Origin of the sequence: Bacillus capparidis (assembly GCF_017832095.1) — a bacterium.
Lineage (GTDB): Bacteria > Bacillota > Bacilli > Bacillales > Bacillaceae > Bacillus > Bacillus gobiensis.
In genome coordinates, this window is the sequence record NZ_JAFDST010000004.1 from 13,824 (window position 1) to 36,137 (window position 22,314).

The 22,314-nt window shown below is 41.4% G+C and carries 24 protein-coding genes; 5 read left to right on the forward strand and 19 right to left on the reverse strand.

The window, feature by feature from the left end; genetic code table 11:
* Window positions 1–13 precede the first annotated feature (13 nt).
* The 7 genes from JOC74_RS15795 to JOC74_RS15825 all read right to left on the reverse strand — a co-directional run bounded on the left by JOC74_RS15795 (window position 14) and on the right by JOC74_RS15825 (window position 5,928).
* The gene (locus JOC74_RS15795) at window positions 14–1,372 is read right to left on the reverse strand and encodes an MATE family efflux transporter (RefSeq protein WP_053601957.1); all 1,359 of its coding nucleotides are present in this window, start codon (window positions 1,370–1,372) and stop codon (window positions 14–16) included.
* Window positions 1,373–1,515: 143 nt separating this feature from the next.
* Window positions 1,516–1,734: a DUF2922 domain-containing protein gene (locus JOC74_RS15800; protein WP_053601956.1), complete on the reverse strand. Its 219-nt coding sequence runs from the start codon at window positions 1,732–1,734 to the stop codon at window positions 1,516–1,518.
* Between the two features lie 25 nt (window positions 1,735–1,759).
* Window positions 1,760–1,978, reverse strand: coding sequence for a DUF1659 domain-containing protein (locus tag JOC74_RS15805; protein ID WP_053601955.1), 219 nt, complete (start codon window positions 1,976–1,978; stop codon window positions 1,760–1,762).
* A gap of 97 nt (window positions 1,979–2,075) precedes the next feature.
* Window positions 2,076–2,903, reverse strand: a complete 828-nt coding sequence (locus JOC74_RS15810; protein WP_053601954.1) for an ABC transporter ATP-binding protein — start codon at window positions 2,901–2,903, stop codon at window positions 2,076–2,078.
* A 6-nt stretch (window positions 2,904–2,909) separates the two neighbouring features.
* Window positions 2,910–3,908, reverse strand: coding sequence for a FecCD family ABC transporter permease (locus tag JOC74_RS15815; RefSeq protein ID WP_053601953.1), 999 nt, complete (start codon window positions 3,906–3,908; stop codon window positions 2,910–2,912).
* Complete coding sequence (locus tag JOC74_RS15820) at window positions 3,905–4,900, reverse strand: FecCD family ABC transporter permease (RefSeq protein ID WP_053601952.1); 996 nt, start codon at window positions 4,898–4,900, stop codon at window positions 3,905–3,907. Before JOC74_RS15820 ends, JOC74_RS15815 begins: the two co-directional genes overlap by 4 nt.
* A 71-nt stretch (window positions 4,901–4,971) precedes the next feature.
* Window positions 4,972–5,928: an ABC transporter substrate-binding protein gene (locus JOC74_RS15825; protein WP_376773401.1), complete on the reverse strand. Its 957-nt coding sequence runs from the start codon at window positions 5,926–5,928 to the stop codon at window positions 4,972–4,974.
* 260 nt (window positions 5,929–6,188) lie between these two features.
* Between JOC74_RS15825 and cls the strand changes: the two genes are divergently transcribed.
* A complete protein-coding gene (gene cls / locus JOC74_RS15830) occupies window positions 6,189–7,634 on the forward strand; it encodes a cardiolipin synthase (RefSeq protein WP_053601950.1) in 1,446 nt (481 codons plus the stop codon).
* A 37-nt stretch (window positions 7,635–7,671) separates the two neighbouring features.
* Here cls and JOC74_RS23975 read toward each other — a convergent pair whose 3' ends face one another.
* The 6 genes from JOC74_RS23975 to JOC74_RS15855 form a co-directional block, all read right to left on the reverse strand.
* Complete coding sequence (locus tag JOC74_RS23975) at window positions 7,672–7,797, reverse strand: hypothetical protein (protein ID WP_264080145.1); 126 nt, start codon at window positions 7,795–7,797, stop codon at window positions 7,672–7,674.
* An 80-nt stretch (window positions 7,798–7,877) separates the two neighbouring features.
* On the reverse strand, window positions 7,878–8,765 hold the full coding sequence (locus tag JOC74_RS15835; protein ID WP_053601949.1) for a type II toxin-antitoxin system SpoIISA family toxin: 888 nt from the start codon (window positions 8,763–8,765) through the stop codon (window positions 7,878–7,880).
* A gap of 118 nt (window positions 8,766–8,883) precedes the next feature.
* Window positions 8,884–9,573: a zinc metallopeptidase gene (locus JOC74_RS15840; protein WP_053601948.1), complete on the reverse strand. Its 690-nt coding sequence runs from the start codon at window positions 9,571–9,573 to the stop codon at window positions 8,884–8,886.
* 106 nt (window positions 9,574–9,679) lie between these two features.
* Entirely contained in the window at window positions 9,680–10,399 is a 720-nt protein-coding gene (locus tag JOC74_RS15845; RefSeq protein ID WP_053601947.1) for a class I SAM-dependent methyltransferase, read from the reverse strand.
* Window positions 10,400–10,415: 16 nt separating this feature from the next.
* Window positions 10,416–11,048 carry a histidine phosphatase family protein gene (locus tag JOC74_RS15850; RefSeq protein ID WP_053601946.1) on the reverse strand — a complete coding sequence of 211 codons (633 nt, stop codon included), beginning with the start codon at window positions 11,046–11,048 and terminating at the stop codon, window positions 10,416–10,418.
* 42 nt (window positions 11,049–11,090) lie between these two features.
* Window positions 11,091–11,615: a shikimate kinase gene (locus tag JOC74_RS15855; RefSeq protein ID WP_053601945.1), complete on the reverse strand. Its 525-nt coding sequence runs from the start codon at window positions 11,613–11,615 to the stop codon at window positions 11,091–11,093.
* A gap of 119 nt (window positions 11,616–11,734) precedes the next feature.
* Between JOC74_RS15855 and JOC74_RS15860 the strand changes: the two genes are divergently transcribed.
* Complete coding sequence (locus JOC74_RS15860) at window positions 11,735–12,697, forward strand: D-2-hydroxyacid dehydrogenase (RefSeq protein ID WP_053601944.1); 963 nt, start codon at window positions 11,735–11,737, stop codon at window positions 12,695–12,697.
* A 5-nt stretch (window positions 12,698–12,702) separates the two neighbouring features.
* Entirely contained in the window at window positions 12,703–13,479 is a 777-nt protein-coding gene (locus JOC74_RS15865) for a hypothetical protein (RefSeq protein WP_053601943.1), read from the forward strand.
* A gap of 239 nt (window positions 13,480–13,718) precedes the next feature.
* Here JOC74_RS15865 and JOC74_RS15870 read toward each other — a convergent pair whose 3' ends face one another.
* The 5 genes from JOC74_RS15870 to JOC74_RS15890 form a co-directional block, all read right to left on the reverse strand.
* Window positions 13,719–15,308 (reverse strand): APC family permease, encoded by a 1,590-nt coding sequence (locus JOC74_RS15870; protein WP_053601942.1) that lies wholly within the window; start codon window positions 15,306–15,308, stop codon window positions 13,719–13,721.
* A gap of 267 nt (window positions 15,309–15,575) precedes the next feature.
* Entirely contained in the window at window positions 15,576–15,767 is a 192-nt protein-coding gene (locus tag JOC74_RS15875; protein WP_053601941.1) for a hypothetical protein, read from the reverse strand.
* A 78-nt stretch (window positions 15,768–15,845) separates the two neighbouring features.
* Window positions 15,846–17,252 carry a M20/M25/M40 family metallo-hydrolase gene (locus JOC74_RS15880; RefSeq protein ID WP_053601940.1) on the reverse strand — a complete coding sequence of 469 codons (1,407 nt, stop codon included), beginning with the start codon at window positions 17,250–17,252 and terminating at the stop codon, window positions 15,846–15,848.
* 120 nt (window positions 17,253–17,372) lie between these two features.
* Window positions 17,373–17,711 carry a VOC family protein gene (locus tag JOC74_RS15885; RefSeq protein WP_053601939.1) on the reverse strand — a complete coding sequence of 113 codons (339 nt, stop codon included), beginning with the start codon at window positions 17,709–17,711 and terminating at the stop codon, window positions 17,373–17,375.
* A 161-nt stretch (window positions 17,712–17,872) separates the two neighbouring features.
* Window positions 17,873–18,631: a metallophosphoesterase family protein gene (locus JOC74_RS15890; protein ID WP_053605929.1), complete on the reverse strand. Its 759-nt coding sequence runs from the start codon at window positions 18,629–18,631 to the stop codon at window positions 17,873–17,875.
* A gap of 228 nt (window positions 18,632–18,859) precedes the next feature.
* Between JOC74_RS15890 and JOC74_RS15895 the strand changes: the two genes are divergently transcribed.
* A complete protein-coding gene (locus tag JOC74_RS15895) occupies window positions 18,860–19,732 on the forward strand; it encodes an AraC family transcriptional regulator (protein ID WP_053601938.1) in 873 nt (290 codons plus the stop codon).
* A gap of 79 nt (window positions 19,733–19,811) precedes the next feature.
* Here the strand turns inward: JOC74_RS15895 and JOC74_RS15900 are convergent, their stop codons facing one another.
* On the reverse strand, window positions 19,812–21,179 hold the full coding sequence (locus JOC74_RS15900) for an MATE family efflux transporter (protein WP_053601937.1): 1,368 nt from the start codon (window positions 21,177–21,179) through the stop codon (window positions 19,812–19,814).
* A 121-nt stretch (window positions 21,180–21,300) separates the two neighbouring features.
* Between JOC74_RS15900 and JOC74_RS15905 the strand changes: the two genes are divergently transcribed.
* On the forward strand, window positions 21,301–22,179 hold the full coding sequence (locus tag JOC74_RS15905) for an AraC family transcriptional regulator (RefSeq protein WP_053601936.1): 879 nt from the start codon (window positions 21,301–21,303) through the stop codon (window positions 22,177–22,179).
* Window positions 22,180–22,314: the final 135 nt, after the last annotated feature.

Sequence of the window (22,314 nt, forward strand, 5' to 3'; positions counted from 1 at the left end):
CTAAAGAATATTCCTAGTACGCAGGCGTTAGTTGTTTTCTTTCAATAGAAACTAACCGAATATAAAAGCCGATTGATGCACAAGTAAGTCCTATTGTAATGCCCAGCCAAAAGCCGTATGGACCGAGTGCGGTTAAAGTAGCGAGCGCATATCCGGATGGGATGCCGATCGCCCAGTAGGAAACAAGTGCGACGATAAACGGGACTTTCACATCTTTGTACCCGCGAAGCACACCCTGCAAAGAGGCTTGGGCAGCATCTGAAAGCTGATACAAAATGGCGAATAAGAAAAACGCCATCGTTAGTTCAACGACTTGCGGGTTATCTGTATATAAATAAGCGATTTGTTCTCTGAAGAAAAAAAGACCTACTGAACAACAGCCGAGAATTCCGATAGCTCCCAGAACACCGATCTTGCTGTACTGCTTTGCATCATGAAATCGTCCTGCACCCACTTCAAATGCTACTAGGATCGTCAGCGCCATGGAAATGCTTAACGGCAGCATAAATAACAAAGAAGTAAAGCTTATTGCTGCTTGGTGGGCGGCTATCGTGACCGTATTAAACATCGTTCCCATCAGCAAAGTAACTCCCGAAAAGATACTTGCTTCAAAAAATATGGAAAGACCCATAGGAACGCCTATTGCTAGCTGCTCCTTCCATGCTGTTAAATCAGGCTTATACCATTGTAAGAAGAGCCGATGCTTGCTCATTTCGCCCACTTTAAATGTCATAAATACACTGATGAAAAAGATCAGCCAGTAAGTGAGCGCCGTTGCGTATCCCGCGCCGATACCGCCAAGCTTCGGAAAGCCAAAGGAACCAAAAATCAGCAGATAATTCAGCACGAAATTAAAAGGCACAGCGAACAGCATGATGATCATCGTAATTCTCGTATAGCCTTGAGCATCAAAAAAATACCGAAGTACATTGGCGGCAAATAGCGGAATAAGACCGATAGAAATTCCTATTAAATAGTGCTTAGCTACATATTGCACTTCAGGATCAAGGCTCATCGCAGTTAGAATTGGATCTAGAAAAAAAGCTCCTGCAACAAAGACGGTTATCGCTAACAAAACGGATAAATATAAAGCTTGTGTGACGGATTCTGCCACTTTCCCGCTCATTCCTTTTCCAATCAATTGAGCAACGATTGGCGTTACGGCAAGAAGGATCCCGTTAATGCCTGTCAAAATCGGCATCCACAGGCTCGAACCGATTGCAACTCCCGCCAGATCATCCGTACCTGCTCGGCCTGACATCATCGTATCTATTACATTCATCGCATTTAAGCTAATTTGTGTTATTAATATCGGCCATAAAATCATGACAAATAATCGGATTTTTTCATTTAAAGTTTTTGCATGATACATCGTTTTTCTCCCCATCTAATCATTACCAACTTGTTATATATTCTCACCACTACAGAAGAATGTCAAAAGAATAATCCTGTTAAAAAAGCCTCCATCCGTAAACTAGAAAAGTCCGGCTCTAATAAAGAGCCGGACCTGCGTGTTTAGCTTGCTTCATAATCAACCGTGTTTTTCTCGACGATACGGGCGCCTTTTTTAGCGACTAACCGGCCGCCGCTTCCGAAGAATACATCTGCTGTAAGAATCGAATCCATTACAGTGAAAATTTCGGCTTCAGTGAGCTGGTCCTTCGGTTCGGAAATCGAAATCCTAACCGTTTTTCCAAGCTCATCTAAAAATTGAAGCTCTACCGTTTTTTCCATCCTTCATCTCTCCCTTCATTATTTTTTAGTTGGATAACAATTGCTTGTCATTTCGCTCCACGTCCACAAGCGGATGAATTTGCAAGGAAGCAATAGCTTGTGCTGCAACGATCAGATTTTCAGGAGTTGCGTCCTTTTTTACGTTATTGATCGTTTTGCCTCCAGTGACTGGTTTTCCTTCCCCGTCTGTCCCCTTGTCAAATACAAGGCGGATTTTTGACTCAACCAAAACTGCTGATGCCATGCTTATCACCTCCTCTCACCCTTTATATAAACCGAAGGGATGAAAAAAGGAGTATAGATGCAAAAAAAAGAACCTGCCATTTGCTTGACTGGTTCTATCACTTTTCATTATTTTTTTCAATCATTTGACAGGATTTTGCCCGATTGCAAAGCCCCATTGGGAAACACATCGGCTTCTGGTCAAGCGGATTTTTCATAATACAGCATTCAAGGCCGAAAACGTCACGAAAAAGATCCTTTGTGAAAATTTCTTCCGGAGCGCCTGCTTTGTATACTTCACCATCCGCAATGCTAATCAAATAATCGCCATATTGCGCAGCTTGGTTTAAATCGTGAAGAACCATGACGATCGTGCGCCCGTGTTCACGGTTTAATGTCCTAAGAAGGTCCAAAACCTCAATTTGATGAGCAATATCAAGATAAGTCGTTGGTTCATCCAGAAGCAGAAGGTCAGTCCCTTGCGAAAGAGACATGCTGATCCATGCCCGCTGCCGCTGTCCTCCGGATAGGGAGTCCAATGGACGGTCCTTAAGCTCTGTCATTCCGGTTGCCGCTAGTGCCCATTCGACCATTTCCTTGTCTTCCCGGCTGCTTTTTGAAAACAGCTTCTTATGAGGATGCCTGCCAAAATTGCAGAGCTCCTCAACTGTTAATCCCTCTGGAGCCTCAGGTGCTTGCGGAAGAATAGCAAGCTTTTTCGCCACTTCCTTAGACGGCTGGCTATGGATCGATTTCCCATCCAAAAACACAGACCCTCCTGTAGGCTGAAGGAGTCTCGAAAGCGATTTTAGGATGGTTGATTTGCCGCAGCCATTAGATCCGATTAGCACACTGATTTTCCCTTTTGGAATCTCAATTGATATATTGTTTATGATGGTAGCTGTCTCGTATGAAAGAGTAAGCTTTTCTGCTGAAAGTGTCCCCAACATTCATCATCCTTTTTTTCTTTTTTTTGATTCCGTCCGTAATAAATACAAAAAATAAGGTGCGCCTATGATGGCTGTTACAATACCAGCCGGAATTTCTGCAGGCGGCATCACTCCTCTTCCCAAACTATCTGCTGATAGCAAAAGAATAGAGCCGATGAAACAAGATGCCGGAATCATGTATTCATATTTGGATCCAATGATTTTCCTGCTAATATGGGGTGCAATCAGTCCGATAAAACCAATTGAACCAACAACAGCAACACAAGCACCAGCTAATGCAACTGAAAGAAAGAGCAGTGAAAAACGCAGCCTTTTCGCATTTTCTCCCCATCCTTCAGCGACTTCATCACTAAAAGAAAGAAGATTAAGTTTCCTGCTGAACACAAACAGCAATGGAAGCAGGATAATAAACGCTGCAGCTAAAATCTGAATTTGCGACCAGTCTCTTCCATAGAGGCTTCCTGTCAGCCAAATTAACGCGGCGTTTGTATCGCCCGGAAATTTAATCATTAAATATTGCATGCCCGCCTCACATACAGCGCCTATCGCAATCCCTACTAATGCCAACGAGGAGGATCGGGCATTTTTCTTATAAATAAAAGTTACTAACAGTATAGCAATAAATGCGGCACCGCAGAAAGCGGAAAAAGGCAAAACATAGATGGGGGATGCTGGGAATATAAGAATGACGATCATTGCCGCCAAGCCCGCACCTTTTGTTACACCGATTACATCGGGGGATGCAAGCGGATTTCTGACCACTCCTTGTAAAATCGCTCCTGCTGCCGCTAAGCCTGCCCCTGCTAAAATGCCGATAATTATCCGCGGCATTCGGTATTCATTGATGATGAAATGGTACCCGGAGCTTTCCGTAAACAAGGCAGAAATCACATCAAGAGGAGGAATATAAATTGCCCCCGCTCCAATGCTGATTACAGCAATGGCAAGTAATATCAATAATAATAGCAGAAGAACAACTGCGGGATGTTTTTGTGTTTTCATTTTAACGTCCTGCCTTTGCTAGCTAAATACAAAAAAAACGGTGTCCCGATCATTGCCGTTACAATACCTACTGGAGACTCATAGGGATAGGCGATAAATCTGGCCAATACGTCAGCATATACTAGTAAAATTGCGCCAAGCAATGCGGAGAAAGGCAATACAAAACGATAATCCTCACCTACGAGTTTTCGGGCAATATGAGGCACAAGCAAACCGACAAATCCAATTGGTCCGGCAACTGCAACGGATGAGCCTGCCAAAATAAGAACTAAAAAGCTTACAGCGGTTCGAATAATTGTGATGTTTTGACCCAAGCCTTTGGCGGTGGCGTCTCCCAGACCAAGAACAGATACCGAACCGGACATGGCGAAGCTAATTGATATACCAATCAAAGCCCAAGGGACAATCGTCTGAACATCTCCCCAATTGCTGTCACTAATCGCACCTGCCATCCAGAAGAGAACATCGTCTGCCGACTCATTCAGAATAATGATCGAGTGAGTAAAAGCAGAAAGAAAAAGATGGACAGCGATACCGGCAAGCGCCAGCTTCACAGGGGTCATTCCTCCAGCTGAGCCGAAGGAATAAACGATTAAGCCTCCAATCGCTGCGCCGAGAAAAGCAAAAACAACCACTGAGATCTGTGCGGAAGGAAACAGCACCACACCTGCAACAACGCATAATGAGGCTCCGGCATTGACGCCAAAAACCTGGGGAGAAGCCAATGGATTCCTAGTCAATGCCTGCATTAATGCACCTGCTGCCGCTAAATTCGCACCAACTAAGACACCAACAACAGTCCGCGGCAGCCTCAGTGTTGAAACAATAATCTGTTCGCGTGTTCCGTCCCAAACGAATAATGCTTTTAATGCTGTTATGAATGAAATATTCGCGGCTCCAACAGAAATATTTAACGCAAGCCCTAGAATAAGGACTATGATCAGAGCCAAAAGAATAGAAAATTTGTGTTGCTTCGCTTGAAAAGGGACCACTCCTGCACCTCCGCCTCAACTCTTTGCATAAGGCAAGAAAAGAAGCAGGTGCACCCGGCTTCTTTTCTCCCTTACTTGGAATATACTTTTTCAGTCACGTCTTTAGAGATCGTCTCACTTGACATGACACCTCTAAAGCGTGTCCAAAGATCACGGTCTACATCATACACTTGATTATTTTTAACTGCTTTTAAATCCTTCCAAATCGGATTTTGTTTCCAATCATCCACTATGGTTTTCCCTTCGTTGCTTGAAACAAATAAAATGTCAGGATTCAGTTCACTCAGCTGTTCTAAGTTAATGTCCTTATATGCCTCGGGAGACTCTACTGAATTTTCGAGGCCTAGATTTGCTAAAATTTCTCCGTCATAAGAAGAAGAAGTATGGATATTGAAAGAATCTGTTCTTGCAACTCCTACCATAACTTTTCTAGTTTCTTCTTTTGGCAGATCAGCTTTTATTTTTCCTATGACTTCATCATGTTCTTTCAGTCTTTTGTCACTGACTTCTTTCTTGTTCAATGCATCCGAAATCGTTTTAAATGCGTCTATATTTTCTTTATAGGTTGATTCTTTACTTTTCAACTCAATGGTCGGAGCCACTTTCTTTAACTGTTCATAAATTCCTTTATGGCGTTCCGCGTCCGCAATAATTAAATCTGGCTGGAGTGAGCTGATGATTTCTATATTAGGCTCTGCTCTCGTGCCTACAGAAGTATAGTCAATTTTTTTCCCGGCCAGCTTTTCAATCAATTGCGGCTTTTTATCATCGGCAACTCCAACCGGCGTAACTCCGAGTGCAGTTAGTGAATCCAAAAAGGAGAATTCCAGTACGACGATTTTTTTAGGATCACCATTTACTTCAGTTGATCCAAGTTCGTGCTGAATGGTTCGAGTCTCTCCACTGGCATTCTTTCCTTCTTCCTGTGCGGAATTAGAACCGCACCCCGAAGAAAAAATTAGAACGGCAATGGTCATAATAGATAAAATCGTATATGTAAGCGTACCTTTTTTCATATCTGTCCTCAATTCCTATAAAATTTCAAATGATAATCATTTTCATTAAACAAGAATAACGCATCTGCTTATATCTGTCTATATGTACTTTAAATTTTCTTAAAAATTCATTATATTATGATCTGGCAAGTTTTCCTCTAACTTCCGTTTGGGTTTGGATTGATCAAACTTTTTTTCATTAAGATTGAAATAGAAATTCATTTTGTATTACACTCTAATTACTGGATGAAAACGGATGCGATTGAATTTCTCGCTTAGTGACGGGGTGTTTTATGTACGACTTACCTAATTTATATACTGGATTAACGGTCTTAAATATATTATTGGCCTTTTTCGTTATTTTTTTAGAAAGACGAGACATTGGTGTTACTTGGGCCTGGCTGATGGTTCTTCTGTTTTTGCCCGGAATCGGCTTTGTATTATATATCTTGTTTGGCCAAAATTTAAGCAAGCGCAAAATATATAAGCTGGACGAACAACAGGTCTACCGCATTCTTCCTTATTATGAGAATCAATTAACCGGCTTCAGGCTTGGTAAAATCGCCTATAAAGATGATACGATCCAACAATATCAAGATTTGATTTATATGAATCTGCTGAGCGGCCATTCTCTATTAACTCAGGATAATGACATTAAGGTCTACACAGACGGCAATGATAAATTCAACGACCTTCTAAAAGACATAGAGGGCGCAAAGCATCACATACATATCATGTACTATATTGTCCGAAACGGCGCTTTATCCAAACGGATCGTTGAAGCGTTAACAAAAAAAGCTGCTGAAGGTGTCGAGGTTCGGTTTTTATATGACGCTGTCGGGAGCATGAGATTGTCAAAAAGTATCTTTCGGGATTTACTAGCTTCCGGCGGCAAGGTGGCTTCCTTTTTTCCTTCCCGTATCCCGCTGATTAATATTCGAATGAATTACAGAAATCACCGCAAGCTTGTCATTATCGACGGAACAGCTGGCTACATTGGGGGATTCAATATCGGTGATGAGTATCTCGGATTGGATAAACGTTACGGGGTCTGGCGTGATACCCATATAAAAATAACTGGAAGTGCGGTACTGCAAATGCAGGCCCATTTTCTTCTAGATTGGGAGCTTGCCTCGAAGGAAGCAATTAATTACGATGATGGATATTTTCCTGTTTTAGCACACGAAGGAAAAGCAGGGATGCAGATTCTCACAAGCGGACCTGATGATGAACGTGAACAGATTAAACTGGCCTATTTAAAAATCATAGTTTCTGCTAAGGATCGCCTGTATATTCAAACTCCTTATTTTATCCCGGATCAAAGCTTGATGGATGCACTGCGAATCGCTGCCACTTCAGGCGTTGACGTTCGTATGATGATTCCTGCAGTGCCAGACCATAAACTGGTCTATTGGGCTTCCTATTCTTATTTAAAGGATTTGCTGGCAATAGGAGTGAAATGTTATTTGTATGAAAAAGGATTTTTGCACGCGAAAACGATCATTGCCGATGATAAAGTGGCTTCTGTCGGGACAGCCAATATCGACATTAGAAGCTTCAAGCTTAATTTTGAAGTCAACGCTTTTATCTATGACGAGTTAAAAGCAAAGGAACTTTCAGAAATTTTCACAGAAGATATGAATGTTTCGAGGGAGCTGACGCTTGAACAATATAAGAGCAGGCCGCGTCTCCAACGTGTGGTTGAATCTATTGCCAGATTGCTCTCTCCGATACTATAAAAAAAGGCCAGATTAAAATAGGCCTTTTTTCTGGTAATCAATATTTCTTATCAAGAGTCCCGAGTGCTTTTTCTATTTTTTTTGTTATTGTTTTAAAGCCCCAATCTCCCTGCTTCGTGTGCGGCTGGTTGCTTTTGCGTTTTTTATTTCGTTTTAATCCCAACCTCGCTCCCCCTTATATATCGCATTTCTAATATAGTATATTTGCAAATGGATGCATTGTATCCTCTGAATACCTATTGATCAATCGATTCCTTCCATATACCAATCGAAAATATAAAGCAGGCTCGAGACGTGGGAGGCGTCAATCGGATCAACAGCGACATCTTTCGCTTCTACTGTTACAATTATGCTGTAATAGTTCCCGAAATAAGGAATTGCGATCAACCGATCCTCTTGCAGCACTTGTATTTGCCCTTCGGACAATTCAACAGCCAATTGTTCTCTGTCATCCTCTGTCATTTGATGGGCATGCCTTATGCTGATGTTCTTCAAAGTTTTGTCAATGTGCAATTCTTTCTCCTTCTTGCTCTCAAGAACAGGAAAGAGAAAAATAGTAATTGCAAATCCAAAAACACCGCTGTACAAACAGATATATTCCTCCATCTGCTGCTCGTATTCTTTCCCGGAAACAGGAAAAGGCATTTCATCAAAATGGATATCCGTATTCTGAATAACCTCTGAAAATTTCTCAGCCTTTTTCGCATTCATGAGGATCGTTTGCCTGCTCTCCTTTAAAGCATCGCGAACTTCATTCTCCTGGACAAACACTGTATTCCAAATACTAAGAATGTGAGGAGTTTGAAAAATAGCCAAATCGGCAAAAACAGCCATCGCAACAAAGGTAATCACCTGCTGCCAATTAAGATACGAAATGCTTTCTGTCATAAAACCGACTGAGATCAAAATCAAAAACAACAGATAAAAGGTTCTACGGATCCGCCCCAAGTTATTCCAGTACCCACGACTGTCGACCCAATAGTAGACTACCGCCAGGAATAGGTAAAGAATACTGCTGCCAAAAAAAAGCTTCATAAAGGAAACAGAAAATAAAATTGCCGTCCCGGATGCCAATACAATCATGATAACGCTAAAGGCCAGTAAATATATTTCTTTTTTGCTAATACTCATCCGCTCCTTAGCATTTCGGATTGATATAATATCCTATGGCGCAGATGAGTGATTTATGGGTGAAAAAACCGCAAAATAAAAAAAGCCGAGAAGACGAAAACTTCTTGGCGTGTTGTTATTATTCCTCCGATTGTTGATTGAAGAATATGAAGATGAACTTCAAGAGCTCCAAAAGTGAAATCAATGCGGCGGCTACATATGTGAGTGCAGCGGCACCAAGTACCTTGCTCACTCCGCGCTCTTCTTCCGGTCCTGCAATAAAGCCATCAGCGACCATCAGTTTTTTTGCCCGGCTTGATGCGTTAAACTCAACAGGCAGGGTGATGAGCTGAAACGCAACCGCTATCGAAAATAAGATGATCCCGATGCCAATTAAATTCGTCGATTGCAATAAAAACCCGCCAATAAGCAAGAGCGGAGCAATGCCTGAGCTAAAATTGACTGCAGGGAACATGAAATGCCGGAACTTCAATGCGGGGTAGCTCTCTTTGTGCTGCATCGCGTGACCTACCTCGTGAGAAGCAACCGAAACCGCTGAGATGGATGTCCCGCCATACACAGGCTCTGACAAACGGATAACTTTCTTCATCGGATCATAATGGTCGGTCAAAGTCCCCCGTACCGCCTCAACAGGAACGTCATAAAGCCCTGCATCATCCAACAGCCTGCGGGCAACCTCTGCTCCAGTCATCCCGCTTGACGCATTCACTTTCGTCCAGCGGTTAAAGCTGCCCTTTACCCTAAACTGCGCCCAGAGTGAAAGCCCGAATGCGATAAATATCAAAATATCCATAGGATGAAACAACATGGATTCTTTCCTCCTTTGTTGGTAAACCTGATATTAAAATAGCATATTTTGATATAAAGTGTACAGTGAAACGTTTTGGTTTGTATTGGGTATAAAAAGAGCCTGATTAAAGGCTCTCTAATTTGTTGTTATAAGCTATAAAGGTGATCGCATTTGTTTTTATATGTATGAATTGATTGTTTCGCGTTATATCGAAGGATAACGGTTTTACGTCGAGCTGTTTAACTTCCCAGTCACGATAGGCAGATTTTAATTTTCCTATCATATTATTTGTTGGCAAATTAATTTCAAAAAATGCATCGAGTGGTGTATTTGTTTCCGCATCGATTTCTTCTACCTGCGAATTGATAACAAAGCAGTGGATACCATCAGGCTTTGTACCAAGTTTCATTTTATGTAGCATACGGTCAAAATCTTTTTCCGTTTTCATATGCTCTAGTGCCGATACGGAAACAATGAAATCATATTCGTTCGGATCGATTGGAAAATCGCCGATATCCGCTTGAATCGTTCTGATCTTTTCTCCTACTCCGTAATCCTTGCTGTACTCTTTTAGCATTCGTAACGAGTGCCCTAGAATGTCCACGCAAACGACTTGCCCTTTTTTGATTTTTTCTGCGAGAGGAATGCTGTTTCTGCCCACCCCGCTCCCTAAATCAAGAATCTTTATCTCTTCCCTTTGATCAAAATGGCTCATACAGTCCAGCACAGACTGGACAGGCTTATGAAGCCAGGATCCTTCTTTAAACAGTCTGTTATTTTCATAAAAGCTTTCGTGATACTTCTTTTCTTCGCGACGAATATGAAGAATTTTTTCCTCATCTATTTAAAAACCTCATTTCTTAATTTTTGTTCAGTTCTCCGTCCTTTCGATGAGAAATATCGCTTTCGAGCTTGATCCTGTAATGCCCCTGGTCAATTTCGATCAAAGTCAGGCTGGTATCGTAGACATAGGGAGGCGACCACAGCTTTTCAAGCGGCAGATTTTTGATATGGGCTGTCAAGCTTTTAATAAACACAGAATGGGTAACCAGTAAAATATTGCCCGAAACATGCTCGGTGTGTATCCGATCCAGTGACTTTTGAACCCTGCTATGAAAATCCAAGAAGCTCTCTCCTCCAGGATGATTGAAAAGGTGCGGAGCCTGAAAAAAATTGTTATATTCATCAGGAAACTGATTCATAAGGTAGTCATGGGTTTTACCTTCCCATTCCCCCATCCCCATTTCACGAAAAAGATCATCCGTAATAATCTCAGGCGTCTTTCTTTCTCCCCTAATGAGTTCTGTTGTTTTTACCGTACGCTTGCTTGGGCTGGAGTAGATTCCGTGAAAATGAACATCCTTTAATCGTTTTCCGAGTAGCTCTGCATTTTGAATGCCGTATTCGGTTAATTCCGAATCCTGCCAACCCTGCATTTTCTTCGCGACATTCCATTCAGTTTCTCCGTGACGAGTAATATATAAATTCAGCACGTTTTTTCCTCCCTTTTGTTTTTCTTACCGATGATGCTGTCATTATGACCATTTCTGTTTTTGCTTTCCAATGGTAAAATCGATTTCTTCAATTTTATCATTATCGCTAACTACTAATAATTTCTCCTTAAATTGTTGCAGTATGGACAGAATTTCGGGTTTACTTGAATTCTCAAAATGATAATTCCACTTGTACATTTTTCCGAGAATGAGAACTGTCTGCTTGTAGTTCCCTTTTTCAAAGCCCAGTTTTTGGACAAAAAAGCGCTTTGCGATTCGATAATTTCTTTTCCACACTCGCGTATCAAGGAAAATAATAAGCTCTGCCTTTTTAAATCCTTCTAACACCCACGAATGGTGCACGCCCTCAACAATCCACGAATCCATCGCAATAATGTTGCGAAATTTTTCATCTCTAACCTCAGGAGAGTTTCTAATGTCTCCTTTATTCGTTCGTTTCCATACAACATTATCTAATTCGAAGTACGGCACACCATATTTATGTGATAATCTTCGGGCAAGAGTTGATTTGCCACTCCCTACAGAACCTATAATATGTATTTTCATAAACGTTCCAACTCCTTTCTTCTATTTTATTTTACGCTTCATTATCATGTCATCTCTCATTTTCGAAAAAGTCACACTAATCTGCTAAAATATGAATAAAACGTGTTTAAGGAGGTACTATGTCAAGAAGGAAAATTGTATTTGTTCGTGCAATGGAGTCAGAGTCTATTCAAAAGGTAAAAGAAATTGCTCCTGATTGGGAGGTCATTTCCGGTAAAGAGCAGTCAGATTGGGAGAATGATATAAAAGAAGCAGAAATTATTGTCGGCTGGAGAAAAGGGTTAGATGAATTATGCCTTACGCCTGATTCAAAGCTTCGTTGGCTGCAAAGCTGGAGTGCGGGGATCAATTATTTGCCGTTAGAAAAATTAGCCGAGAAAAACGTGAACTTAACAAACGCCAGCGGAGTGCATGCTTATCCAATTTCCGAGACGATTTTCGCCTTAATGCTTTCGTTAACGAGAAAGATACATACGTATATTCGAAATCAAGCTTCAAAAACATGGGATGAGGCAGATATAAAGCTTGAAATCCATCACAAGACGATAGGGATCATTGGAATCGGAGCGATTGGAAAAGAGACAGCAAAAATTGCAAAAGCGTTCAATATGACAGTCCTTGGAGTACGAAACTCGAACAAGCCTGAAGAATATGTGGATGAAATGTATACGACAGACGAGTTGCATTCTGTGCTTCCGCGTTGTGATTACGTTGTCGTTACACTGCCGTTAACAGCAGATACGCATCACCTTTTCAGCTATGAGCAATTTAAGCAAATGAAGCCTTCTGCATTCTTTATTAATATCGGCAGAGGAGAATTAGCGAATGAAAAAGAATTGATCCAAGCGCTGCAGGATCAGCAAATTGCCGGAGCGGGTCTCGATGTTTTTAGTACAGAACCGTTGGAAGAAAACAACCCTTTGTGGGACATGGCAAATGTCATCATTACTCCACATACTGCAGGTTTAACAGAGTTTTATGAAAAACGGGTCGTCGAGGACATTTTTCTTCCGAATTTAACGGCCTATCTTGACGGAGACACACCACATGTTAATTTGATTGATTACGCAAAGGGTTATTAATCGGCATGCAAGCTCCAAAACAAATCCTCACTACTTGGAGGAAATTTGACGACTTTCCAATGGAGACGTTATCCAAAGCATGGTTTTATGAGAAAAAACGACCGAACAGACAAAGAGATATAACAGAAATGAAGAAGCATCGCAGCCAATACGGAATTGCAGGCAACTGCTTTGACCTGTCTATCTGGCTGCTTGATGAGTTCTCAAAAGACGGAATCGAGGCTTATCCGATTGGCCATGGACTGAAAACAAATTCTGCCCATGCTGCTGTTATCGCAATCGATGAAAATGGCCGGCGTTATTTATGCGATTTAGGCGACCAATGGATCAATCCAATTTTAATCGATTCAAACAGTGAAGATTATTCCAATGAAAAACAAAGCGGCTTTTTTCCGGCAGCCGATGTCGAAGTGATACCAGCAGGACAGATTTTTGATATCGTTTACTATCGTCCAAATGGAAAACGCTCGCAGCAAACCTATCACACCGAACCCATTGAGACGGCATTCTTTCTCGAGGCTGCCGAATGGTCTCAGCGGAATGTGAAACCAACCCCCCTTTTCGAATGCAGAATCCCTTACAAAAGCGAAATCGCCCATTGGGAATTTGACAACTGGAAAAGCTGCTTAAGTACGAGTGAAGGTCTGTTTCATGAAACGACTGGACAAACAGTTGAAGATTGGGCAGATAAAATCAGCCTTCTGGCCGGGTATGACAAACAGTTTCTTATAGAAGCGTTGGAGATCTACAAGGGAGGAACTATTTGGTGTATGAGGGAGTAGATCAGGGAAGCGCAATTAAACCGTGGAACCATGCAATTACCCATGTGTTCCGTACTATTAATCCTGTGAACCGTGGAATTAACTTCAGTGTAATTGCAATCATCCTACAGAAATTCCTAGCAACTTAGTGTGAAATTCTCCCTTTCACGTGTCTATTTTATATACCTTTATACTTCAAATAGTAAAAAAATGCTATTCCTTTCTATATGTTATAAAAAGGAATAGCATTTCATTATAATTTATTTGACTTCATCATCTTCGTTGGAATGTTCTTTGTCAATAATTGCTTTAGGCAATCCGGAATACTTAGCCCAGTAGTATATCGCTAATGAGCCTACAGCAATAACGAAAAGATCCAATGGATTGCTCAGTACCCCAATTCCTCCACCAAAGGTGCCTAAATATGAGATAATCATCATCATGACATAGTAGACCAAAATCCACATTGCAGACTTAATCTGTTGTGCAAGGCTTACTTCTTTCTTTGGTACATACTTATTAAATATGAGATAGATGATAAACATGACAATTTGTGCCCCTAAAAGCCATGAGATGGTATTCCACCCTGACCAATACACAATATAGGTCGCAAAAATAAATGAAAGTGGTCCTATCACGCTCATACCAGTCAGCTTGAATGGTTTCTCAAGATCTTTTGCATTTACCTTAAAGGCAGCAGAAGAGATTGGCGCTACTGCATACGAAAGAATGAGAGCAACTGAACAAACGTTAACTAGCGCACTCCATGAAGGAAATGGGAGTGTCCAGAAAACAGATAATCCAAATGATAGCCATAGTGAGGCACGAGGGATACCGGTTTTCTTATCAACTTTTGAAAAAACGTTAAAAAGAGTTCCGGTACGAGACCATGCATAAACTAAACGGGAAGTCGTATTCATAAAAATATTCCCGCTTGCTCCCGGGGATACAATAGCATCTAATACAACGAGTGTAGCTATCCACCCGAGGCCGAGTATTACAGCAATGTCTTTGAATGGCAATGAAAACTCATCCTGGATGCCTTCCCAACCGCCTGAAATCATATCTGTTGGTATACTTCCGATAAACAATACTTGAAGCAACGCATAAATAGATGTTGCAAGAATTATGCATATAATCAATGCGATCGGAATATTTCTCTGCGGATTTTTCACTTCACTTGCAACAGAAACGATAGGATGAAGTCCTAGATAGGCAAACATCACCCCGCCAGTTGAAATGGCAGCCTGAATGCCCTCAACTCCAAAAGGAGCAAAGCCTCCTGCTGTAAAATTGGCAGATTTAAAATGAAAGATCAGCACAATGACAATGGTAACTGGTACAATATACTTAAAAATGGATATAAATATATTTGATTTTGCGAATGTTTTTACACTCCAGTAGTTTAAGAGAAAAAACAAGCAAAGCATAGCAAACTGTACAAACCACCCTAATATGGTAGGTGATTCTGATCCTGGTACCGTTAAATTAGGAAACCAAAATGCTATGTATTGGCGTACTGCAGTTACTTCAATTGAAATCAGACTCGTGTATGCCACAATGGTGATCACTGAGATTAAATAACCGACTAAGTGGCCATGAGAATAAACAGGATAACGTAAAATGCCTCCTGTACGGGGGATTGCAGCTCCAAGTTCTGCATAAACCAATCCAATCAGAAGAATGATGATACCTCCGATGATCCATGAGAAACTTCCTACAGGACCTGCTTTTGAAGCCACATTACTGACAGCAAACAGCCAAGCTGATCCAAAAATAGCTCCTAGTCCGATCAGTATAAGATCTAGTAAAGATATTGTTTTTTTAAATTTCCCTTGATTGTTAGACATCAACTTCCTCCTCTAAATGTGAAACCCAACATATCCATGTTTTACATGTAAAGGATTATTACTCACTCATCCTCCTTTTATTTCTTTATTTTCCACTTTTTTCATACCTTTATGTTGAGCTAAAGTGAAATTGCCTATACGTGTACCTATACTAACAAAAACTAATTTTGATGATAAGGGTAAAACTGTAATTTTTACTATTACGAAAAATGAAAATTTTCAACAAAAAAACGCCAACTTTTGTCTACGTCTGAGATTTAATACAGTTTATTTAACCTCCACATTTTCTGAAGTCTGCAAAGCTGCAGATATCCCTGACAGCATATACGCCATATGGACAACTCCCTGTTCGAAGTCTTGGAGGCGAATGGATTCGTTGGGGGCATGTGTCTTCGATCCTGCCCAACCGACTCCAGTGCTGACAATCGGAAATTGAAGCTCTTTTCCGAAAATATACATGGGACCTGTTCCCGCAGAGTTTGGGGCCAGGACAAAAAAACCGCCGACTTTTGTCGACAGCCTGAGATTGAAAGTATACTATTTAACTTTCATATTTTCTGAAGTCTGCAAAGCTGCAGGTAACCCTGACAGCATATACGCCATATGGACAACTCCCTGTTCGAAATCTTGGAGGCGAATGGATTCATTGGGGGCATGTGCCTTCGATCCTGCCCAGCCGACTCCGGTGCTGACAATCGGAAACTGAAGCTCTTTTCCGAAAATATACATGGGACCTGTTCCCGCAGAGTTTGGGGCCAGGATGGTTTCTTTTTGATAGGCATCTTTTGCTGTTTGCATGACGTGGGCAATAAACGGGTGGCTGAAATCAGATCGGTATGCTTTTTGGCCGTTTAACAAAGATACCGTAATATCATGGAAGCCATGCGTCTCCAAGTGCTTTTCGATGCATTGCAATATATGATCCGGGTCTTGGCCGGGGACTAGTCTGCAATCAAGCTTAACTTTGGCGCTTTTCGGCAGGACGGTTTTTGCGCCTTCGCCGGTATAGCCGCTTTCCAGGCCGCAAATCGTCATCGTCGGCTGAAACACCATTGCTTCTCTCGGATCCTCACCTTTTGCTGCAGTAATGAGCGGACGTTTTAATCCGTACAGCTCACTTATGGCCTCTTCATTAAATGGCATGGCCTGCACAGCTTGTTTTTCAGCTTCTTTTGGCTTATCGATTCCGTCAAAAAATCCTTCGACTAAAATTTCATTTTGTTTATTTTTCATTGTGGCCAGAGCTTGAACTAACCTCCATGCCGCATTATCAACATAAGCTCCGACAGAAGAATGCATGTCAATGTCTGCACCAACGGACGTCAGTTCCATATAGGCCATACCTTTAATTCCGGCGACCATGCTAATTCTGTCTTTCTCGTCCTTCCCGCCGAATTCCCAAATGCAGGCATCCGCCTGAAAAAGCTCCTTATATTTCACTATGTAAGGAATCAGATTGGGGCTGCCGATTTCCTCTTCGCCTTCGATCAAAAATTTAATATTGCAGGGCAATCCGCCCTCTACTTCGTTAAGCACCTTAATCGCTGTCAGGCGAGCGATCAAATCTCCTTTGTTATCTGCGGCTCCACGTGCAAATAACTTTCCGTCTACAACGGTTGGCTCAAATGCATCCGTATTCCATTCATCGAGCGGTTCTGGCGGCTGAACGTCGTAGTGATTATAGAAGAGCAATGTTTTCGTAGCATCCCCATCTTTCCCCGCTGCAAAAAATCCATAAACGACCGGATTTCCGCCGAGATCATCTAATATTTGTGTTTCCCCTGCAGCTTCTTCAATCGCCTCTGCGACAAACTTCACTGTTTCGGGAATGTCTTTGTGCTGGGCTGAAACGCTCTGAAGCCTCAAATAGTTTTTTAAGATCTCAAGTGAAGCAGGGACAATTTCTTTTGTATAGTTTCGCAAAGCTTCAAGTGTCTTACTCACGAAAAAAACTCCCTTCAAACGTTTATAATTCTAAATATTTCGACATCTATTTTTATACTCCTTTTCCCCAAAAAATTTTATTAGATTTTAAAAAAGGGAGAAAGAAACACTCCCCTCCAGTCAACATAGCACTTCAACTGTAAATCCCCCGGGCGCCTCAACATAGAATGTATAACCATGTAATTGTTTTGGCGGTTCAACATCGAACCCATCCTCTTTCAAACGCTGATTGATCTGATCTACCTGCTCCTTATTTTCCTGGGGAAATCCAATATGGAAGGTTTTCGGATACTGGACTTTGCTCCCTTTCATTAAAGTTAGGACGAAGCCATCGTCATCAAACATTACCGCAAAGCCGTTCCCGCGGCTCCCTTCACACGTCAGACCAAAATAAGTTTCCAAAAACTTGCGAGCTTCCGGGACATCCGTAACAGTTAGGTTAAGGTGATTGACTTTCATACTACCATCCTTTCTTACTCATTATATTACCTTCATGCAAGTGACCGGGGTTAGAGAAAATTTATATATATTTATGCCGATAACCCGTCACATAAGTTCAATGTTTAATCGTAAGGGTATTCAAAAACCTGAGGAAGCGCTCCAGCTTCATATAACGCTCCCTAGACAGTTTTTAAATTTGCGATCGTTTCAAGATATGGATATTCCGCCGTTCGCAATGCATACTCAAACAGCTTTACATCCGGCATTCCGCTTTCTCTAGCGATGCTTATCGCCCGCTCAATGTCATATGTAACTCTTCTTAGCTGGACGGCGATGTCATTATTTTGTATATCGATTATCGCATAGCTTGCCCGATTATCACCGTCAAATGGCATTCCGATACTGCCGCAATTCACGATGGTCCTTCCTTTGCATTGCCTCACAAATGCGTGATGCACATGACCGAATAAGACAAGCTCCGTTTGTTCATTTTTATGAAGCAAATCCAAATCATCCAGAGAAGCCCATGGATATTGAACGCTATATAAAGAACTTGGCGAAGCGTGATAGGCTTCAACATGAACACCCTCAGCTTCAAACAGGCCTTCGGTTGGAAGATCAGCAAGCCACTCCTGCTGCTCTTGCGACAACCGCTCACCATCATATTCAATTGCCCTAAGCGCCAATTCTTGTTTAAAGGTTTCAGGCTTCCAATCTTTCATTGGAAATCTCGTAAACATGTGATCGTAATTTCCTCTTACAACTATGTAAGGATCTAGTGACTGTAAAAGCTCGACACATTCTACAGGCTGAGGCCCCCTCATTGCAATGTCTCCCAAGCATATAATTCTGTCAGGACTCTGATCACGTAAATCTTGAATTGCTTGTTGAAAGGCAACCGCGTTTCCATGGATATCTGAGATCACAGCCAGACGCATTTCATCACCTTCTTTTCTTAATTTCTCCGATAACAATCTTTCTCTTAATCTATTATAAATCATACTTTTCATTGCGAACAGGCGTCTATAGTTAACCTTATGTAGATTATCTATTCAGGTTGTATAATATTTTCTATAGTAATGAAATACCCATCATAACTGTGCACGAAATGTCGGGTAGATACGAACGACTCCTGTTATTCTAATCGTGAAAGGGAGGTCATAGAAATGGATTTGCTTGAAAAAATGAATGGAGCATTGAACTATATTGAAGAAAATCTTACGAATGATATTGACTTTAAAGAAGTTGCGAAATTGGCTTTTTGCTCGGAATATCATTTTAAAAGAATGTTTTCGTTCATTGCTGGTGTTACTTTGTCGGAGTACATCCGCCGGAGGCGCCTCACTCTTGCAGCATTTGAGATTACGACTAGCAGGATAAAAATAATAGATGTTGCGATTAAGTATGGGTACAACTCACCGGACTCTTTTACAAGAGCTTTCCAAGGATTGCACGGAATAACACCGTCAGAAGCCAGAAATATTGGCCAGCCGCTAAAAGCTTATCCACGAATGACCTTCCAATTAACGATTAAAGGAGGAAACGAAATGAACTATCGAATTGAAGAAAAAGAGGCTTTTCGCATCGTTGGTATTAAGAAAAGAGTGCCGATCATTTTCAAAGGAGTTAACCCGGAGATTGCCTCAATGTGGGAAAGCTTAGATGATGAAAAGATCGATCTACTTAAAAAGCTTTCTAATGTCGAGCCGCTGGGACTGCTTAGTGCATCCACGAATTTTTCTGAAGGCAGAATGGAGGAAAAAGGGGAGCTTGATCATTATATAGGTGCTGCAACAACTAAGGATTGCCCGGATCATCTCACGCAGCTTGAAGTTCCTTCCTCAACTTGGGCAGTATTCGAAGCAGTCGGACCATTCCCTGATACGCTGCAAAATGTATGGGGGCGCATCTATTCCGAATGGTTTCCATCCTCAAACTATGAACAAACAGAAGGACCGGAAATTTTGTGGAATGAGCATAAAGATGTCACTTCGCCGACTTTTAAAAGCGAAATATGGATACCCGTTTTGAAAAAGTAAATATTGTCTAAAGATTGAGGCTGACTTAAAAGGTCTTTAAATGACGACCTCTTTGAGTCAGCCTCCATTTACTAAAGGGTTACGCCATTCCTTTTTTGATCCAAATACGTGAACGCCATCTTCTGTACATTAATATTCCTCTGAACCATTCATCCACGATAAAAGAGATCCAGATGCCCGCGAGTCCGTATCCGAGGTGGATACCGAGCAGATAAGCAATCGGGAGTCCTATGCCCCACATGGAGAGCATCGCCATATAGACTGGAAATTTCGCATCACCTGCTGCCCGCAATGAGTTGATAATGACAACATTGAATGATCGTCCTGGTTCAAGAATAATGGTCATTACGATCAGCATGCTCGCTGTGGCTATGATCTCAGGGTTTTGGCTGAAGATCCCGACCACCTGCTTTGAAAAAATTGAAATGATAATCGAGGTTCCAGCAGCGATTCCGATCGCCCAATATAAGCTTTTCATACAGCGCTCATATGCCTCGTCAAACTGTTTTGCACCGATATTGCGGCTGATTAAAATTTGCGTTCCTTGGCTAATCGCCGTACCAAACAAAATGATGAACATCATAATATTTTGAGTGTACACCTTTGTTGTCAACGCCTGGGCGCCCAAGATTGCAATAAAATACGTAACAATCATTTGCGATCCATTATAAGAAAGCTGTTCACCGGCAGAAGGAATTCCGATCTTCACCAGCTTGCGCAGATGTTCTTTATGCACATGAAATACTTTTTTCAATGAAAGCGATAGGTTTATCCGCTTTTTAACGATGATTATCATGACTGCTAAACCAATAATTCTTGCGACTGAGGTTGATATCGCAACACCTGTTACACCAAGAACAGGAAATCCGAATGGTCCAAAAATAAAAAAATAGTTTCCAATGATATTTAATACATTCATTCCGATCGTGACATACATCGTATCTTTCGTATAACCATAGCTTTTCAATATCGCACTATATGTCATAATTAAGGCTTGGATAAATGACAAGCCGCCGACAATTTCCAAAAACACTTTCGCATCAGGTATCAGTTCGCCTGATAACCCCATCATATTTAACAACGGAACAGCCGCTAAAAACACAGCGGCGCTTATGACAAAGCTAATCACAAAATTGGCGCCGATAGAAACGTAAGCAACCTCCATTGCTTCTTTCTTTTGCTTAGAGCCTAAAAATTGAGAAATAATAATTGTTGTACCCGTGGCAATAAAGCTGAACATCACAATTAATAAATTTAGAATTTGATTGCTCACTCCAACTGCTGCGACGCTATTATCAGAGTATTGGCTGAGCATCAACGTATCGGCATTTCCCATAAACATATATAATGAAACCTCAATAAAAATCGGCCAAGTCAGCGAAAATAATGAGAGGTTTTTTTCAGAAGTTTGTGTGACCGCGGTAGGTTTTAAGACAGCTTGTTTCATAGCCCTGCCCCTTTCAAAATAAAATCAACGTTTAAAAGTGTACCTCCGTTTCCTTATAATAAAAAGGGAAAAAGCCGAAACTTCTTGCAATAATCCGACTTATAGAGAGAGGATGACACCTATGGCTCGAGTGATGTTTGAGGTCCCTCCCTTTCCGGTCTTTATCGCTGCCGGAGAAGGAGTTTTCAAAAAAGGGGAAATGCATGCCAGGCGGACTTTCACTGTGTTCGATCTTTTGTATGTAAAAAAAGGAACGTTATATATCACAGAAAATGAAAAGTCGTTTTCCGTAAAAAGTGGTGAATACATATTGCTTTCTCCAGAGCTGGAGCACTACGGGACAAAAAGCTGCGAAGAGGACACTGATTATTATTGGCTCCATTTTCACGAATCGAATTATGAGTTTGCAGAGACAGGAGGAAATAACTGGGCTGAGCTTCAATACGAAAAAGGCAGCTATGAGGAGCCCGCTAATTTTCACATGTCTTTACCGCGAAAAGGCAAGGTACAACAGACGCAATTTTTGGAAAATCATTTTGAAAGCTTAATTAATTATTCAACCGAAAACTCCGATCTGCCGTTGCGGAAACAAATTTTGTTCGAGGAGCTCCTGCTGCACCTGCAAAAGGAAGCGTTTCAAATTCCCTCGGCCAAAGAACGCGTCGCTTGGGAAGCTGCCCGATATTTGCAAAAGCATTACAAAGAAAAAATTACTGCGGTGAACCTTTCGATTGCGTTGCATTACAATCAAGATTATGTATCACGCTGTATGCAGCAAGTGCTCGGCGTCACCCCGGGTCAGTACACGAACAGAGTAAGAATGACAGAAGCAAAGCGCCTGCTGGCTTCCACGAATGAGAAAATGGGCGTTATTGCTGAAATGATCGGAATGGAAGATCCCACTTATTTTTCAAAGCTCTTTAAGCAGATTGAAGGCATATCTCCGATCGAATATCGAAAAATATTCAGCAGAAAGAAGACTGGTATCGAGGATGAGTAATTGAAAAAAATCGGGATATTAGCGGGAATCCATTAGGAATTTGTGGAATCGATGAACAATCAATCGGAGTTCAATTTGACTCGATCTTTGTCAAAACAAGAAAAATGACCATGTGTGACTCCACATGGTCATTTT